The following is a 17,958-nucleotide window of genomic DNA, read 5'->3' on the forward strand; positions in this document are numbered from 1 at the left end:
GATAAGGATCGGTATTTGATTACTTACGCCGACCTGATTACTCTTTTATTGGGTTTGTTCATCATTTTGTATGCAATGTCGAATATCGATACTGCCAAATATAAAAATGTGGTTGCTGCTATGGGAAATATATTTGGAAGTTCGGCTAATCTATCTGTATTGGAAGATGGAAAAATAATCCCTAGTCCAAAAGAAAAATTAGCCGACCAGTTATCGAGTTTGATCGAAACATATAATTACGGTTCATCTATAAGGCTGGAAGAGAATGAGCGTGGAATAACAATCCACATTCTGGATGACATTTTATTTCCATCTGGACAGGCAGCTCTGGACGAAAACGCAAAACTTGTATTGCAGAGATTGGCGCGTGTTATTAGAGCATTACCAAATGATATCAGAATAGAAGGTCACACAGACAATGTACCAATTAACACAGCACGCTATCCTTCCAACTGGCACTTGTCGGTTGACAGAGCGCTCAGCACGGCATATTATCTAATTAAGGATGAAGGCATTAAGCCAGATAAAGTTTCAATCGTGGGCTATTCAGAATATAAACCAATAGCCTCGAACGATTTGCCCGAAACAAGGGCACTAAATAGAAGAGTAGACATAGTAATATTAAAGTGAGAAGCTATGAAGGTTAAAACAAAACAATTCGGCGAAATTGAGTTTCCCGACGACCTTATTCTTAATTTTAAAGAAGGTTTGGTCGGCTTCGAAACTCTTCGTAAATTTATCTTGATAAAACCGGAAGATACTCTTTTTTACTGGCTTAACTCGATCGAAAATCCGGATATAGCTTTCCCGTTATTCGGACTTAGGTTAATCGACGAAGAGTATCCACAGGTTGAGAATCATGAAGCATTTGGAATCGTAATTCTGAATTCTGACCCGTTAAAGATAACAATCAACATGAAAGCACCTGTATACATTAACCAGGATAACAAAACGGGCTATCAGAAAATTCTTGACGAGGAAAAATATTCACTCTATTACAATTTATTTACAGAGTAAGCCATGTTAATTTTATCAAGAAAAGTAAACGAAGAAATTAAAATCGGGTCCGATATAACGATTAAAATCTTATCAATTTCAGAGAACCACGTTAAAATCGGAATATCGGCACCAGACTCAGTAGAAATTTATCGGGGAGAAATTTACGAAAAGGTAATCGAGATTTCACGCGAAGCCTCGCAACAGAAAGGCGTCGAAAATGTCGATTTGTCGAAATACAAAATTAAAAAGGTTAATAAATGACGACCTTTTTTGACAATAAAGTGCGAATCCTGGTGATCGATGATTCAGACATTATTCGTAATGTAGTTAAAAATTTTCTGAAGGAATATAATATTGAAGTCATAATGTCGAGCGATGGACTCGAGGGCATCCAGAAAGCCATCGAATATAAACCTAAATTAATTTTTCTCGATATAATGATGCCCAATCTTGATGGACTAAGAATGCTGAAAGTTATTAAAATTCTTGACGACCTGAAAAACATTCCAGTAATTGTAATTAGCGGACACACAGACAAAAAAAACGTTATCGAGGCAGTTGAATCAGGAGCGGTTAATGTCATTTCAAAACCATTAACAAAATCTGTTTTAATCAAATCGATTAAAGAAGCGCTTGGAGACGATTTTTTTTCAGAACTCAGAAACCAAAAGCTATTGAGTAACGAAGAAAAGAAAGAAATAAAGGAGACCATAAAAAAACTTTTTATTTCGAATTTACCCTCTAAAATCGAAGCCATCAAAGACGCACTCGTCAGTGAAAAACGAGAACTGTTAATGACTATTATCCATGAATTAAAAGGGAGCAGTGGTACAGTCGGTTTTAGAAATCTTTCTCGTATTTGTGCTGAAATTGAAGGTAAAATTTCCGATAATAATAATGACTGGCGTACAATTGAAAACTCAATTGAAAATTTGTTTAACGAAATCGAAGTGCTCGAAATTCTTAATTCTAAATAAGGTGTTAAAATGTTCGTAATTGTAGGTATTGCTGTAGTATTTATTTCAGTAGTTGCGGGTTTTACCATTGCAGGCGGTAATCTTGTACTTCTTATTCAGATTTCCGAATTTATTACAATTGGAGGTGCCGCAATCGGAAGTATTTTAATTGCGTCTCCACCTGTACTGTTGAAAAAAATAATAGCACAATTACCTACACTTTTCAAAGGTCATTCTGCTTCTAAAGAAGATTACATTGAGATGCTGAAAGCCTTCAGTATGCTCTTTCTTACTGCACAAAGAGAAGGTTTGTTGGCAATTGAAAAACATATCGAACAACCGGATAAAAGCGACATCCTATCGAAGAGTAAACTATTGATAGAGGATCCAATTAAAAAAGATTTTTTTTGCGATACAATGAAAGTGATGTTGGCAGGTTCAGTACCTCCGCATGAACTCGAAAACTTAATGGATGCAGAGATTGAAACATTTGAACTCGAAAATAAGCCTGTCTCAGAAACTATTGGCCGTGTCGGTGATTCGTTACCAGGTCTTGGTATTGTAGCGGCAGTACTCGGTGTAATTATTACCATGGGTTCAATTAATGAAGGAGCCGAAGCTGTAGGTCACCACGTAGCTGCAGCATTAGTAGGTACATTTTTAGGAGTTCTGCTTTCTTACGGTTTTGTCAACCCAATTTCTGCAAACCTGCATCATATTGTAGCAGACAAAGTCCAGGAATTGAAAATAATAAAGACATTCATACTTGCTTATGCAAAGGGGAATCCTCCTTTTGTAGCAGCTGAAATGGCAAGGCGCACAATCTTTTCAGATCACCGTCCTACTTTCAGTGAACTTGAAAATGCTTTAAGAGGTAAGAAATAAAATGGCTGAGGCATCGAATAAAAGACCCACATTAAAAAAGCAGGAAGAGCCTCCTCAGAGTATTTCGTACGACGAACAACCACCAATAATAAAAAAAATAAAAAAGGTCGATGGAGGACATCATGGCGGAGCCTGGAAAGTAGCTTATGCCGATTTTGTGACGGCCATGATGGCTCTTTTTATTGTGCTGTGGGTTCTCGGTCAAAGCGAAGAAGTTAAAGAAGCTGTAGCTGGCTACTTTAGCGACCCTATTGGTTTTTCAACTAAAGGTAAAAGCATTCTTGAAGGCAATTCAAATTCTTTAATAGATTCCAAAATTCTCTCGGAAATCGAGAGGAAAGAATTAGAACGACAAGAACTCGAAAAGATGGGAGAAAAATTAAAGGAAGAACTTGCCAAAGAAACAGAATTAGAAAACCTTTCCGACCAGGTTAAAATCGAGGTTGTCAAAGAAGGTTTAAGAATTGAATTAATCGATTCTGCTAACGATATCTTTTTTGAAGTTGGCACTGCTGAACTAAAACCTGAAGCTAGGCGCATCTTAAGTAAAATAGGTACAGAAATTTCTAAAATGAATAATAAAATTATTATCGAAGGACATACTGATGCACGGCAGTATAGAAATGACGGTACTGGATATACTAACTTTGAACTCAGTACTGATAGAGCTAATGCAGCCAAACGCGTTCTTGTGGCAGCAGGTGTTTCCGAAAAACAGATCGATGAAATTAGTGGCTATGCCGATACACGCCTGCGTGACCAGAATGATCCTTACAGCTCAATTAACAGAAGAATAAGCATCACTCTCAAATATTCAAATGATTAAATGACATCTGATAAGAAAAAAATATTGATCATTGAAGACGACCAACTATTACAGGATTTTTACCGAATTTTATTCGACAAAATTGGATTTGATACCATTATTACGGAAGATACTGAGGAGCTTTTTTCTTATCTCAATGGTAATGATGTAGCTTTGATTATAATGGACGTAAGTCTAAGAAATACATATCTGGGAAAAGAAAAAATCGACGGTTCTAAACTTTCGCGGTATATTAAAGAAAATTTTGTTAATTTAAACGTGCCAATACTCTTAGTTACAGCATACTCGAAGAGCAAAGATGGCGGCAGTTTATTAATTGAAAGCAAAGCAGACGATTACGTCCTGAAACCGATAGTGAGTATCGACTTATTTTTACAAAAAGTAAACAGGTTGGTATATGAAAGATAAAATTCTTGTTGTAGAAGATGAAAAAGATACCAGATTTATACTGGAGAAACTACTTACTCGTAACAATTATGAAGTGGCAACTGCGATTAATGGCGAGGATGCGCTCGAAATATTGAAAAATTTTAGTCCGAAAGTAATACTTGCAGATTGGACAATGCCTGTATTAGACGGACTTTCGCTTTGTAATATTTTAAAGGCGGATGAAAAATTAAAGACGATCTATTTTATTATATTGACAGCGCGTTCGTCATTGAAAGATCGAATAATGGGACTTGATATTGGTGCAGATGATTTTCTGGTAAAACCGGTTGAAAATCAGGAATTGCTTGCCCGCATCAGGTCAGGAATCCGCATTTATAACCTTCAAAATGAATTAAAAAATGCGGAACATAGTAAAGCCGTTGTCGACCTTGCCTGCACAATCGGACATAAAATTAATAATCCTCTCAGTAGTTTAATGCTTTCGTTAAAATCCATTGAAAATGAACTTAGTGACGAAAATAAATTGAAATTGGCCGACGACCTCAAAGTAATGAAAGAATCTGTCGAAAGAATTAACAAATTCGTTCAGCAATTGATTTATCTCAAAAATCCAGAGGTAGTCGACTATATTGACGAAAACAGAATGATCAAAACCGACTAATCTAAAGAATTTGCCTTTTCCTTCGATAATAATATCGGAGGAAAAGGTATGCTCGAAAAAATAGTCAATATTAGTCCTAATACCGATTATAAAAAATCCAGCGGTAACTATAAGCTCAATCGCAAAAGCAATCCTTATGCCTTTTCTTCAATAATTAACAACGACACAGTTTCAATTTCGCCAGCCACTGCATTATTATCCAGTTACGGCTGGAAATTGAACAATTTTAGCAGCAGCAATGATAAAATTGAAATTTCATTTGAATATGAGAATTTTTTATTTGTCGCCTCGCTCGAATTAATCGAATTATCAAAATATCGTCAGATCAATTATCGGGTAAGCAAATCAGTAAATAAATATTCAACTGAAGTTACTATAACGATAAGCCTTTCCGCTCCTCTCTCTGAGACTAAAAAAAATATCATTTCCTCCCAAAAAATGGACAAACTGAAAGCCTTTTTCGAGCATATCAAGGAAGTTACTCTTTCGAAACCGAATATCATTACCGACTCCTTAACGCTCGATACTCTTTATGCGGATTCTAAAAATGAATTGAAAGAAGAATTCTTCTTTTTAAACAATTGCCTCCTGAGATTTATTGAGACATATTTATCTAAAAAGATAGATATAACAAGTAATGAAGGTGTCGAGCATGATTTCAAAATAAAAAGTATTCAGATAAAATAGTTTATGCATAATAAATACATTGCAGAAGATAATACGAATTTCGTTGAGGATTTAAAGCTCTATAAGGAATTGCCGGCAAGCAGGGCAATTGTTATTGTCGACTCTTCTTTGAATATACTGTATTGCAATTCGCTCTTCACCGATATTTTTCATTTAAATATCAATGACAGCCTACACCGATTAAATCCAACCTCAGAATTTTTATTTCTTATTAAAGGGTTCCTCAATAAGAATTTCAGGAATTTAACATTCGACGTTACTATTAATACAGATTATGATAATGGGTCAAATCCATTTCAGGTTGATATAGAAAGAATATTTATAAAAGGGGAACAGTTTTTTCTAATCAACGTCGACACCCAGAAAAATCGCAAGGAAATCGAATGGAAAATCGATTCACTCCACACGGCACTCGACTTAGGAAATGTTCCCATAATAATTGCGGATGACAAAGGAAACATTGTTTTTGCAACTCATTCAGTTGAAAACATACTCGATAAAAGTATTGAAGAGCTCTTTTATCTAAACATTAAAACACTATTTAAAGAATTTTTGAACGACGAGTATGACTTGTTTTTGCGGGCTGTCGATTCTAAAACTGGTTGGAAAAAAATCATAACTTTGAAAGGAAAAGAAAAGGAAGAATTCTGGGACATACATCTTCATCCCTTTGTCGCCACATATAATCGATACAGTGGTTTTATTATAAGTGCACACGATTTAACTGAGATTATTTATCAAAAACAAATAATCGAACAATCAGAAAAGAAACAAAAGCTCATTATCGAAAACATTTCGGACCTCCTTTTAATAACTCGCAGAGAAAATGGCAATCTCGTATTGGACAATGCCAACGATAATTTTTGTAGATTGTTTGAACTGAACAAGTCCGAAATAATGAACCAAAAATTAAGTGATATTATTTCAGAAGATTTATATAATAAAATTCAACAGTCGATTTCTGAGATAGAAAACGGTCCTCTGGAATTATATGAATTTGGTTACGAGTGTAAAAAAGATAGGCATTATAATTGCAAAGTAACGTATACAAATGCAGGTGCTGGCGACGACAAAATATTCATAGTTACTCTAAAGGACATAACAGAAGAGAAGAAATACAGGGAACAGCTCGAAGTAAGCTATCTGAAAGAAGTCCAATTAAATAAAATGAAGTCGAATTTTTTGGCTAATATTTCGCACGAAATCAGAACCCCATTTAACGGAATTATTGGTTACTCAGAGATTATCAACGATTGCCTCGAAGCAAAAGATTACGTCGCCATAAAAGAAATAACGGAACAAATGAAAGATGTATTGGGACGCGTTCTAGAATTATTTACAAATATTGTAGACTTATCGCAGATTGAATCGGGCGAAATCGAAATTGAAAATGTTGTTCTAAACTGTAATCAGATAATTAAGCACGTCTACGACAAGAAATATAGAGAAGCCGAGAAGAAAGGGCTCGAATTCAGAATGGAGCTGAGTGATAGCGAAGCCATGATTGAAGTTGACTGGGTAAAACTTGAGAAAATTATAGAACTGCTGGTTGACAACGCCATTAAATATACTCATAAAGGATATGTTTATCTGGGCAGCAGAATTGAAGGAACAAAAATTAGAATTATAATTGAAGACAGCGGTATCGGTATGAATCCAGGAGATATAGAGCGACTATTATCTCCTTTCAGTCAGGAAGTTGAAGGTTACACCAGACCTTATGAAGGATTAGGACTGGGGCTGACGATTGCTTACAAGTTGACTAAACTTATGAACGGAAATTTCGAAATTAATAGTGAGAAGAATAAAGGTACTCAAATTGTGATTACTTTTGAATACAAAGATTACGGAAGGGAATAAATGCCCGAAGCCTTAGAGAACCATATTGTAAAGACCAGTGATAAAGGAGAAATTATCCCGAAGTTCTATAAACTCGGTAGAGAGTTATTTGAACTCTCTTTTAAAGGGGAGTTCGATTATATAAAACATATTAAAGACAATATTAAGATATTATCTTTTGACATTCCTGAAGAACTCAAAGAAATTTTCATTCCCTTCAACGTTGCGCCTATTTATTGGGTTTATGATTCCTGGTTGCTGGCGCAAATTGAAGAATATATGAAAGCAAATTTCAACCGAGCTAAATATTTCGATTTGCACAAATCGATTAAAGAGAATTATTCCAAATGGGCAACGGCACAAATAAGAGGCGAAAAAGAATACTATGCCAACCTGACGATGAGTTTTATTGAACGCGATATTTATAAACATAATTTCTTTAAGTTCATTATTCAGGCGATACTTCATACATATCATAACGCTATTTATAATTTTCAAAAGGCAGACGGTCTCTTCAACGAAGTAAAACAGATGGTATCGACTTTGAAATTGCAAGATCAGGTATTGCATGAATTGCTTTATATCGTAAATCTTTTCCATGGATTTCTTTATCTCAAAGAAAAGAAATATGCAGATGCAAATAATCTTTTTAAAGAGGCTGTTGAAACAAAACAAAACGGCATAACTGCTAAAATTTACAGTGCTTTGTGTGAACTAAAATTAAACAATAGAGAAATTGTTGAGTACTACATTCGAGAGGTAATTACATACGATTTTCATAGAATGATTGTAGCCCTTGATGTAAACAATTTCGGTATGTTCAACTATTTCCTGATAAATGCTCTGGTTTACAATTTATTTTACGAAAAGGATTTTGCACCGGCGGCACAATTAATATCAGATACCCTGAGTCAATACAGATTAACTGAAGAAAATTCTTTAAAGAAAATAGCAGATAAAATTACGCTGTTAAAAGAATTAAAAGTCGACGAGTACATTACAGAAGATATAAATAAGCATTTTACACTGCTGGATAAGATTATTAAAACTTATGCTGAATCCAACAACACGCTTATAATTGGTATGTATCCTGAATTTAGACGTAAATATGATGAAGTGCTCGATCTGATTATCGAAGAAAAGAAAAAGAGAGAATACAAGGAAATTGAACAGAGTCTTGTCAAATACGATAAAGCGATAAATGACTATTCAGAAACAATTAAACGTTTGAAAAAAGAATTAGATACATTCCATGAAAAGGTTAAAAGTAACTTAGACGAAACAATTAAAAACATTAATTCGAATTACGAAGATGAAAAGCAAATTATAGAAGAAAGAATACTGCAGTTACCACACATTGAAAGATATAACCCAGCAAAATCATTTTCGGCAAATATGGTTAATAATACAATTATTGCGCTTATAGTATTTTTAATTGGTGGTTTGGCGGGGTATTCAAACGAAGCGGTTGGATATTCTGCAGGATATAATTCCACGATCATGATGATAATAATATCAGGACTAAGGTGGGGAATTATAAGTTTCCTAATCGGTGTATTAATTTCTGGAGTCATAGCAGGTTTTGTATTAATTGATAGGATCGATGAGAAACAAAAACTTGTAAAAAAACTTAATAGTTTGAAATTACAGAGGGATCGCCTTATAAAAGAAGCAGAGGAATACTCAAAAGACAAAGAGACGATAATGAGGAATAGCATCACAGCCAGTATAGAACAGCACAAAAAACAAATTGATGAAATACAGGAAGAAAGAGAGAAACATCGTAAGCGTATAACTGAAGAGATAGAAGAAAATATCAAGAAATTTACAGAAACACTCAACACTGTCCGATAAGTACTGCCTGTCTAATATTAGCCATCACACCAATATTATTCATATGAATATTCAAAATGATTGGATAAGAATAGAAATATGCATGGCATTTTTTTTGAAAGACAAGTATAAGAAAATAACAAAATGAACAATGATGTGAAAATACTGATTTTAAAATTTGGTGCTTCAGGAGATGTAGTGAGGACTACTCCACTCTTGCATTTATTCAAAAATGAAAATATAGATTGGATTACTTCAGATCAAAACGCTGTCCTTCTTAATGATAATCCAATGATATCAAGAGTACTGACGCTCTCAAATATCAAAGAAGTTAAATTCCATAATTACGATTTAATAATAAATTTAGAGGATAATATTAAGGCTGCACAAATAGTATCAATGTTAAAATCAAAAGAAATTTTTGGTTGTTATTTAGACAATAATAATAAGTTAGTATATACGGAAGATTCTGCTGGTTGGTTTGATATGAGTCTTATTAGCAGATACGGTAAAGATAAAGCAGATGAATTAAAATTCAATAATAAATTATCTTTTCAAGAAATTATATTTAAAGGACTAGGATATAATTTCGTAGGTGAACAATACATTTTACCGAAGACTCCAGAGTCATATTTAATTGGTGATATTGCTATAGCTCCTACTGCTGGAGAAAGGTGGCCAATGAAAAATTGGGCATTTTATAATGACCTAATTTCGATTTTAATTAAAAAAGGTTGGAATGTAAATGTATTACCACATCGACCTTCATTACTAATGCATCTTGCTGATATTAAAAACCATAAATTACTTATAAGTGGAGACAGCTTACCAATGCATTTGGCACTAGGTTCAAATATTTATTGTATTACACTTTTTTTATGTACAAGTGCAAGTGAAATCTATGATTATGGAATTCAAAAAAAAATTATATCTCCATATTTAAAAGAGTTTTTTTATAAAAATGGATATAGTGAAAAAGCAGTAAAAGCAATTAGCCTGGATAAAGTTTTACATGAGTTTAATAATTTTAAAATTAGTAAAGAAATATCATTGGTTAGCTAAATTAATAGTAGATGTTACAATTATTAATAACAACTTATTTTATTATTTCATTGGATAATGAATTATGTATACACAAAAAAATACTTACGCAGCACATTACGTATTATATACTTATGATTTTTTCCTTGAAGAATCTATAGAAAGTGTTTATCCATATGTTGATGAAATTTTAATCGCAAGGACACTCAAACCATGGTACGGTGAGGCAGTTGATTTAAAAGAAACAGAAAAAGTCATCCAAAAAGTAAAAGAGAAATTTGGTGATAAAATATCTATATACAGCGATATTTTCCCCGATGAACAAACTCAAAGAAATTTTTTATTAACAATTTCGAAATCCAAAGGACATTGTGGAGCGTTTATTGTTGACTGTGACGAAATTTTCCTACCGGGATCTTTTGAAAAAATAATAAATTTTATTAAAGAGCATAATCCCTTAGCTTTAAGAATCCCTTATTTAACCTTCATCAAAGATGCTAGTTTTTGTGTCTCTCCTCCATATGAAACAAATTTATTTTATGTAAAACCAACTTTAGAAGCAGCGTTTACATTTGCAAGAAAGATCAATTTACAAGAAACAACGATGCCATATGATAATCCTGAGATAATTCATTTTTCATATGTAAGAGAAACAGACGAGCAAATTTGGACAAAAGTAAATAGTTTCATGCATGCTAATGATATAGATTGGGATAAATGGTATCGGGAGATTTATTTAAAATTCAATCCGTACATAAAAAACTTTCATCCAGTATATCCAGAGACTTGGAGAGGACTCCAACTATTTGATGTTAATAAATTTGGTAAAAAACTTGTATCAAAACTGAGAAGTTATGGCAAACTATTTTATTATGATAAAATCTATAGTTCTGATATGATAAAATTACACCTGGGTTGTGGCGATAAAATATTAGATGACTATATAAATATTGACCTTTATAATAATAATGCAGAACTAAAACTTGATATTACAAATCTTGACTACTTTAAAGATGATTCAGTTGATGAAATATTTATGAACGCAGTATTTGAACATCTTTATACTTTCGAGCAAATTCCTGCATTAAAGGAATGGAGGAGAATTCTAAAACCTGGAGGCAAATTAATTATCAATTCTATTCCAGATTTTGATATAGTTGTGGATGCTTATGTAAATAAGAAGCCGGGTAATGTCAGTGAAGTATTTAATTTGTATGAAGTATCGAGATATACGCATGGAGAATATAACTCTGGAAATAAATTGGGCCAAATACATAAAGATATATTCACAAAAGAAAAAATAATTCAGTTATTAAAAGATACCGGTTTTGATGTTATCTCAATTAAAAATGTTAATTGGGAAGATGAGCCTATTCCATGCAATATAAATGTGATTGCAACTCCTATCAAACCTGAGAAAAATAAAAATCAAGGATGGTATAATGAAAAAAATTTTAATGACAAATTACCATTTAACAATCGTAGTCTTCTTTGGGAGGCCGAAAAGCTAATCAACCAAAGGAAACTTGAAGATGCAGAAAAAATCTTATCACGAATACTTTCTGATGAGTCTTGTAATCAAGATGCATTAAATGACCTAGCATATATAAAAATTTTAAGAAGGGATTATTTAGAGGCGCTAGATAATATTATCTCAGTCCTTCTGATAAATCCTAATAATGAAATAGCATGGAATAATATATCCTATTTAATTGATTATAAGTTTTTAGAAAAAGATTATGTTGCAGAGAGACTTAGGAAAAATTTTAAGATCCCCTTATCTTTTACCAAAATCAATAATTATCAAGAATTTATTAATTATGAACACAGAACAAGACTAGAATTCAAAAAGAGAGAAAGACTAGAAAGAGAAATAATAGATTCTAATGCTGAAGAATTTACTTATAACGGCTTTTGTATTGTTTGTGACGATATTATGCCTTTCAAAGTAGATTACTGGAAAGCATATAACATTAATGGCGAGCGTGTCCCTAACTGGAGAGAAAGACTAATATGTCCGAATTGTAATCTAAACAACCGGATGAGACTAACGTATCATATAATCAAAGAAATATTTCCCAATTTCAAAGAAATTTCTGTTTATGCAACAGAGCAGACAACAATCTTGTTCAGACTTTTACAACAAAAAAATCCTCAAATCATTGGAAGTGAATTTTTAGGCAGCGAAGTTCCGCCAGGACATATAAATCATAATGGGATAAGAAATGAAGATTTCACGAGTTTATCATTTAGAGATGAGCAGTTTGACTTAATAATTTCACTAGAAGTACTTGAGCATATCCCTAATTATAAAAAAGCTATAAGAGAAAGTTACAGGGTACTAAAAAAAAATGGAAAATTTTTCTTCACTGTACCTTTTGACAGAAATGAAAAAAAGAATCTTATAAGAGCTGTTATCAATCAGGATGGCAGTATTAATCATATTCTACCACCAGAATACCATGGCGACCCGTTAGGCAGAACTGATGGTTGCTTATGCTATTATCACTTTGGCTGGGAACTGCTGGATGAACTTAAAGCCGCCGGATATAAAACTTCATATGCGCTTTTCACTTACTCAAAGGAGTATGGCTATCTAGGTGGTGAACAAATATTTTTTATAGCAGAGAAAGGGGATGAATAGATGTTTGAAAATCAGAAGTTCTTAAATGACCTTCAAAGTCTTTATGATTCATCACGCTCAGATGAAACTGTCAACTTCATAATCTCACTTCTGGACAATAATAATTTATCTAAAGAAAATAAAAGCTTCTTAAAATTTTATCTTGCACGTGAATATTTCTTTCGCAATGAGTTAGAGAATGCTGAAAAATTATTTTGTGAGTTAGTAGATAATTCCATAAAACAGTTTAATTGTTTATTTTATTTAGCCGAAATCTTTTGGAAAACTAACAGACAACAGGAAGCAATACTTTTATTAAATAAAATTTACTCTGTAAATCCTGAGCTCAAGCATCTGCTCAAAAATATATCTCTCAAGCTCCGAGAAATAGAAAAGCAAAACAAATCTTTTTTATTGTCAAGTTCAAAAATTCTGCTTGAGGAAAAAAAATCTTTACCTCTTATATCAATAATAATTCTTTGCTATAATAAGGTTGATTTCACCAAAAAATGTCTCAGTGCATTGTTTGAAAATACAAACTATGAAAATTATGAAGTAATTGTTCTTGACAATGGTTCTGTTGATGATACACCTGACTATCTTTTGAGTTTTGGTGAAGCCATTAAATTAATTCGTTCAAATACAAATCTGGGATTTGTAAAAGGTAACAACTATGCAAGTCAATTTGCGTTAGGTGATTACATAGTATTTCTTAATAATGATACGGAACCGCAGCAGGGATGGTTAAATCATCTCCTTCATACATTTGATTATCATAAAGATGCAGGAGCTGCAGGTTCAATGCTGATTTACCCCGATGGTAAACTTCAGGAAGCTGGAGGCATAATATTTAATGATGCTTCAGGCTGGAATTACGGAAGAGGTAATTCACCGAATGATTCAAAATACTCATATTGCAGAGAAGTTGATTATTGCTCTGGAGCCGCCTTGATGATACGAAAAGATTTATTTGACCAAATCGGAAAATTTGATGAAAGATACTCGCCTGCATATTATGAAGATACTGACTTGTGTTTTAGTGTAAGAAAAATCGGTTATAAAGTTTATTACAATCCGTTTTCCAAAGTAATTCATCACGAAGGAACTACCGCTGGGACAGACCTCAATTCTGGTTTTAAGAAATATCAGGTTGTTAATTCTTCTAAGTTTATTGAGAAATGGCGAACAGAATTAAAAAAACAATATCCCAGCAACCCAAATTTAAGGTTTTTATTCTCTGATAGAAATAAAGGTAAAAGAATTCTTATAATCGATGATATACCGCCACTTCCAGATAGGGCAGCTGGTGCGTTAAGACATTTCCATACTCTTAATGAAATGATTAACCTCGGCTATAAGGTAACTTATGTTCATTTAATGGGTCAACAATATACTGATTACTATGCTTTAAGATATCTAACTGATTTTAGAATGCGTGGTGTTGAATTTATTTGGTTTAACTATGAGTATTGGTATAATATTAGATACACAGAAGAGGGAAACAATTATATTAAGTCATTAATAGCATCACTTGAACTTAGAGATCGCTATTATGATTTTATATACATTGCGTTCTGGCACATAGCTGAATACTTTATCGACATTATTAAATCGCAAGTACCTAACATCCCAATTTTAATTGATACTATGGATATACACTATCTTAGAGAAGAACGTGAATGCGCTCTTTCAAATAATGCGATATTAATGGAAAAAATAAAAGAAAATAAAAAAAGGGAGTTATTAGTTTATTCAAAGGCAGATGTAATTACTACTGTAACTGAATCAGACAGAGCTGAATTAAGGAAGTATATTAAAGATAAACCTATCTTCATATTAACGGATGTTCATATTATAAGAGAAAATACTCCTTCCTATAAGGATAGGAAAGACTTACTATTTGTAGGTAACTTTAATCATAAACCGAATGAAGATGCGGTTCTATTCTTTGTAAAAAGAATATTCCCTAAAATAAAATTAAATCTTCCAGATATAAAATTATTTATTGTAGGTAATAACCCATCGGAAAACATAAAAGTACTTGATAGTAATGATATTATCGTCACTGGATGGGTGCCAGATGTAAAAGAATACATTGATAGGTGCCGTATTGAAGTTGTTCCTTTAAGGTATGGTGCAGGTAATAAAGGTAAAGTAGGAGAAGCACTCGCGAATGGACTTCCAATTGTAACCACTTCAATAGGTGCGGAAGGAATGGGAATTGAGCACGGTCTACACGCCTATGTAAGTGATATCCCAGAAAAATTTGCCGAGTTAGTTGTTGAGTTATATAATAATAAAGAATTATGGTCAAAATTTTCAGCTAAAGGTAAAGAACTTATAGCTTCTCAATATTCAAGCAGCCAAATGAGAAAGCGAATACAATTCATTTTTAATCATACCAAACAGTCTCTAAAAAGTACTTCTGCTCTCAAATTTTCATCTCCGCCAAAAGTGAGTATTATTATTGTTGCTTACAATCAAATTGAGTACACAAAAAAATGTATACAAAGTATTCAAAAGTATGTAACTGAAAATTATGAGATAGTCTTAATTGATAATGCTTCAAATGATGGGACAATGAAACAATTATTTAATAATGATGGCTTACTAAAATATTATCGAAATGAATATAATTACGGTTTTCCTGTAGCTATTAATCAAGGTATCTTGAACTCTTTGGGTGATTATATACTAGTTCTGAATAATGATACAGTATTGACAGAAGGTTTAGTAGAACGTATGATTGAAATTGCCGAAAGTGATTCTTGTATAGGTCTCGTAGCTCCTCTTAGTAATGAGGTAAGCGGTCTGCAAAAAGACAATAATGCCAAATATAATTCGCTTGAGGAAATGCATGAATATGCAAGGTCGCTAAAAGAAAAGAACAAAGGGATAATCTTGCAATTTCCGAGAGTAGCTTTTCTTTGTACTTTAATAAAACGAGAAGTAATTGATAAAATTGGGGGGCTCGATGAACGGTTTACTCCTGGTAATTTTGAAGATGATGATTTCTGTTTGAGAGCACAATTAGCTGGCTTCAAAACTGTAATTGCAAAAGACGTTTTTATCCATCACTATGGTTCAAAGAGTTTTAAAGCAAACGGTATTGAAGCATACAAGAAAAGATTGGAAATTAATAGAAAAAAATTTGTTGAAAAATGGGGAGCCGATCCTGATGAAATATGGTTACAAAACAAAAGTATAAAATCACATCAAATATATTATCCTATAGATATTGATCTTTGCAAACAGTATTTCGAAAGAACTAAGGTATTTCTAAAAGATAATGAATTAAGGCTAGCTGAAGAATCCATAGTAAAAGCAATAGAAAATTATAAAGAAGGTAATGCTAGTATTATTGATAATGATGACCTAATGAATTTAGCCGGCAATATATTTCTTGCCAATAGTAATATTTCAGATGCTCAGCACTACTTCGAAAAAGAACTCAACTTGAATCCACAATCATCATCGGCTTGCTTTGGATTAGGACAGGTATTTCTGATGCAAAATAATTTAGAAGCAGCCAAAGTAATGTTCGAATGGGCAGTTAAAAATGATCCCAACAATACTTCAGCAGTCGATGCTTTGGCTAATGTTAATAATTTGCTCGGTTACGAATTAAATCATTCAACATTAGAGGTGAGTTAGCCATGGGAACTCTAACGCTTTCGATGATTGTCAAAAACGAAGAAAAATATCTGAAAGATTGTCTTGAATCTGTTAAGAATATTGTAAATGAGATTGTCATTGTGGATACCGGTTCGACAGATAATACTATCTCTATCGCAAAAGAATACAACGCCAAGATCTATAATTTCGATTGGATAAACGATTTTTCAGCTGCCAGAAATTATGCGCTTTCCAGGTCTACTGGTGACTGGATATTGTATCTGGATGCCGATGAACGACTGGATACTAATTCATTACCTGAATTAAAGAAAATATTAAATACAGTTACTAAGGCGGGTTATTTTTGCACCGTAATGAATATCGACAATGAAAACGATAGAGACTATTCTATACGTTATGTGAGATTATTTAAAAACTCGCCAGACATTAAATTTGCCGGTAAAGTACACGAACAAATTACCGACTCCCTGATTGAAAATGGCTATCAAATTCAGCATTCCAGAATTATAATTAACCACATCGGATATGACATTGCTAAAGAAGAAAAAGAGAAAAAAGCAAAAAGAAATCTCGAACTTCTGATAGAAGAATATAATCTAAGCAAATCTTCATATAGCTTATTCCAGCTTGGACAGACATACTATATATTGGAAAATTATGATAAAGCCAGAGAAATTTTCTCTGAATTGATAAGCAAGCAAGACTTTGATAACATACTTAAAGCAGAAGCTTATGCTTACCTCGCACAAATTGAGCATTCGAATTTTAATCCGATGTATGCCGAAAAATTGATGGATAAGGCAATAGAACTAAATCCAAGACAGACATATTATTATCTATTAATGTCGAAAATCTATTTACGTCAGCAAAATTTGTACAAAGCCAAGCTGTATGCAAAAAAAGCAATGGAAACTAATAAATGTATAAACAAAAATGAGTTGTTCAATAAACAAACAATTTTTGTTGACGATAGAGAAATAATTTATTATGGCTTATATCTTTCATTTAAAACGCAAGATCCAGATTATACTGAATACTTTATCAGAGAGCTATACAGAATAGTAAAAGACGAAAGTGCTAATCGTAAAATTCGACTTATTAAGTTGATGGAAAATGTTCTCAACGGCAGAGAAATTAATGAAGAGATTGCCGACATTATTGAACAAAATATCAACAAATACAATCTCGATTTACTAATTACTGTTCTTGAGCAACAAAAGAATAATGAAATCAAGTTCAGACTTTTTAATTACATTCATTCGCTCTATCCAAAAAATACAGAGGCTATAAAAAATTTGGCACTTCTCTACGATCAAACCGGCGCTATTTCAGAAGCATTAAAATTTATGGAAAACAACAAAGAGATTATTAATAACGATCCAGCTGCACTTTTTTATCTGGCATCATTTTATTTAAAAGCAAGAAAATATTCTGAGGCGATTCATATCTTTGACCACTTAGAAAATTCTTTCAGTCAGATGGGGAACATCATTCAGAAGGTAAAACTGATTAAGGAAAAGTTAAAAAGTATTGCTGTATAATTTACTCCCTCCGAACCAGACTTCTCAGTTTTAATTACATG

General features: G+C 32.8%; 15 protein-coding genes and 1 pseudogene. All 16 read left to right on the plus strand.

Annotated features, from left to right (window positions below; all coding sequences use genetic code 11):
* Positions 1–9: 9 nt before the first annotated feature.
* Positions 10–120: pseudogene (locus tag ACUN8G_RS01670) on the plus strand (flagellar motor protein MotB); the annotation flags it as partial.
* Positions 121–630 carry an OmpA/MotB family protein gene (locus ACUN8G_RS01675; protein ID WP_437347128.1) on the plus strand — a complete coding sequence of 170 codons (510 nt, stop codon included), beginning with the start codon at positions 121–123 and terminating at the stop codon, positions 628–630.
* Positions 631–636: 6 nt separating this feature from the next.
* The gene (gene fliW / locus ACUN8G_RS01680; RefSeq protein WP_437347064.1) at positions 637–1,017 is read left to right on the plus strand and encodes a flagellar assembly protein FliW; all 381 of its coding nucleotides are present in this window, start codon (positions 637–639) and stop codon (positions 1,015–1,017) included.
* 3 nt (positions 1,018–1,020) lie between these two features.
* Positions 1,021–1,260: a carbon storage regulator CsrA gene (gene csrA, locus ACUN8G_RS01685; RefSeq protein WP_437347065.1), complete on the plus strand. Its 240-nt coding sequence runs from the start codon at positions 1,021–1,023 to the stop codon at positions 1,258–1,260.
* Entirely contained in the window at positions 1,257–1,976 is a 720-nt protein-coding gene (locus tag ACUN8G_RS01690) for a response regulator (protein WP_437347066.1), read from the plus strand. Before csrA ends, ACUN8G_RS01690 begins: the two co-directional genes overlap by 4 nt.
* A 9-nt stretch (positions 1,977–1,985) precedes the next feature.
* On the plus strand, positions 1,986–2,840 hold the full coding sequence (gene motA / locus ACUN8G_RS01695) for a flagellar motor stator protein MotA (RefSeq protein WP_437347067.1): 855 nt from the start codon (positions 1,986–1,988) through the stop codon (positions 2,838–2,840).
* A 1-nt stretch (position 2,841) separates the two neighbouring features.
* The gene (locus ACUN8G_RS01700; protein ID WP_437347068.1) at positions 2,842–3,666 is read left to right on the plus strand and encodes an OmpA family protein; all 825 of its coding nucleotides are present in this window, start codon (positions 2,842–2,844) and stop codon (positions 3,664–3,666) included.
* Positions 3,667–4,074 carry a response regulator gene (locus tag ACUN8G_RS01705; RefSeq protein WP_437347069.1) on the plus strand — a complete coding sequence of 136 codons (408 nt, stop codon included), beginning with the start codon at positions 3,667–3,669 and terminating at the stop codon, positions 4,072–4,074.
* Positions 4,064–4,717, plus strand: coding sequence for a response regulator (locus tag ACUN8G_RS01710; protein WP_437347070.1), 654 nt, complete (start codon positions 4,064–4,066; stop codon positions 4,715–4,717). The genes ACUN8G_RS01705 and ACUN8G_RS01710 overlap by 11 nt, the downstream gene beginning before the upstream one ends.
* Positions 4,718–4,765: 48 nt before the next feature.
* On the plus strand, positions 4,766–5,404 hold the full coding sequence (locus ACUN8G_RS01715) for a hypothetical protein (protein ID WP_437347071.1): 639 nt from the start codon (positions 4,766–4,768) through the stop codon (positions 5,402–5,404).
* Between the two features lie 3 nt (positions 5,405–5,407).
* Positions 5,408–7,264: a PAS domain-containing sensor histidine kinase gene (locus ACUN8G_RS01720; RefSeq protein ID WP_437347072.1), complete on the plus strand. Its 1,857-nt coding sequence runs from the start codon at positions 5,408–5,410 to the stop codon at positions 7,262–7,264.
* The gene (locus tag ACUN8G_RS01725; protein ID WP_437347073.1) at positions 7,265–9,097 is read left to right on the plus strand and encodes a hypothetical protein; all 1,833 of its coding nucleotides are present in this window, start codon (positions 7,265–7,267) and stop codon (positions 9,095–9,097) included.
* Positions 9,098–9,232: 135 nt separating this feature from the next.
* The gene (locus ACUN8G_RS01730; RefSeq protein ID WP_437347074.1) at positions 9,233–10,138 is read left to right on the plus strand and encodes a glycosyltransferase family 9 protein; all 906 of its coding nucleotides are present in this window, start codon (positions 9,233–9,235) and stop codon (positions 10,136–10,138) included.
* A gap of 64 nt (positions 10,139–10,202) precedes the next feature.
* On the plus strand, positions 10,203–12,761 hold the full coding sequence (locus ACUN8G_RS01735; RefSeq protein WP_437347075.1) for a methyltransferase domain-containing protein: 2,559 nt from the start codon (positions 10,203–10,205) through the stop codon (positions 12,759–12,761).
* Positions 12,762–16,394, plus strand: coding sequence for a glycosyltransferase (locus ACUN8G_RS01740; protein ID WP_437347076.1), 3,633 nt, complete (start codon positions 12,762–12,764; stop codon positions 16,392–16,394).
* Positions 16,395–16,396: 2 nt separating this feature from the next.
* Complete coding sequence (locus ACUN8G_RS01745) at positions 16,397–17,917, plus strand: tetratricopeptide repeat-containing glycosyltransferase family 2 protein (RefSeq protein ID WP_437347077.1); 1,521 nt, start codon at positions 16,397–16,399, stop codon at positions 17,915–17,917.
* Positions 17,918–17,958 lie beyond the last annotated feature (41 nt).

The sequence above is a fragment of the Melioribacter sulfuriphilus genome (assembly GCF_052656625.1).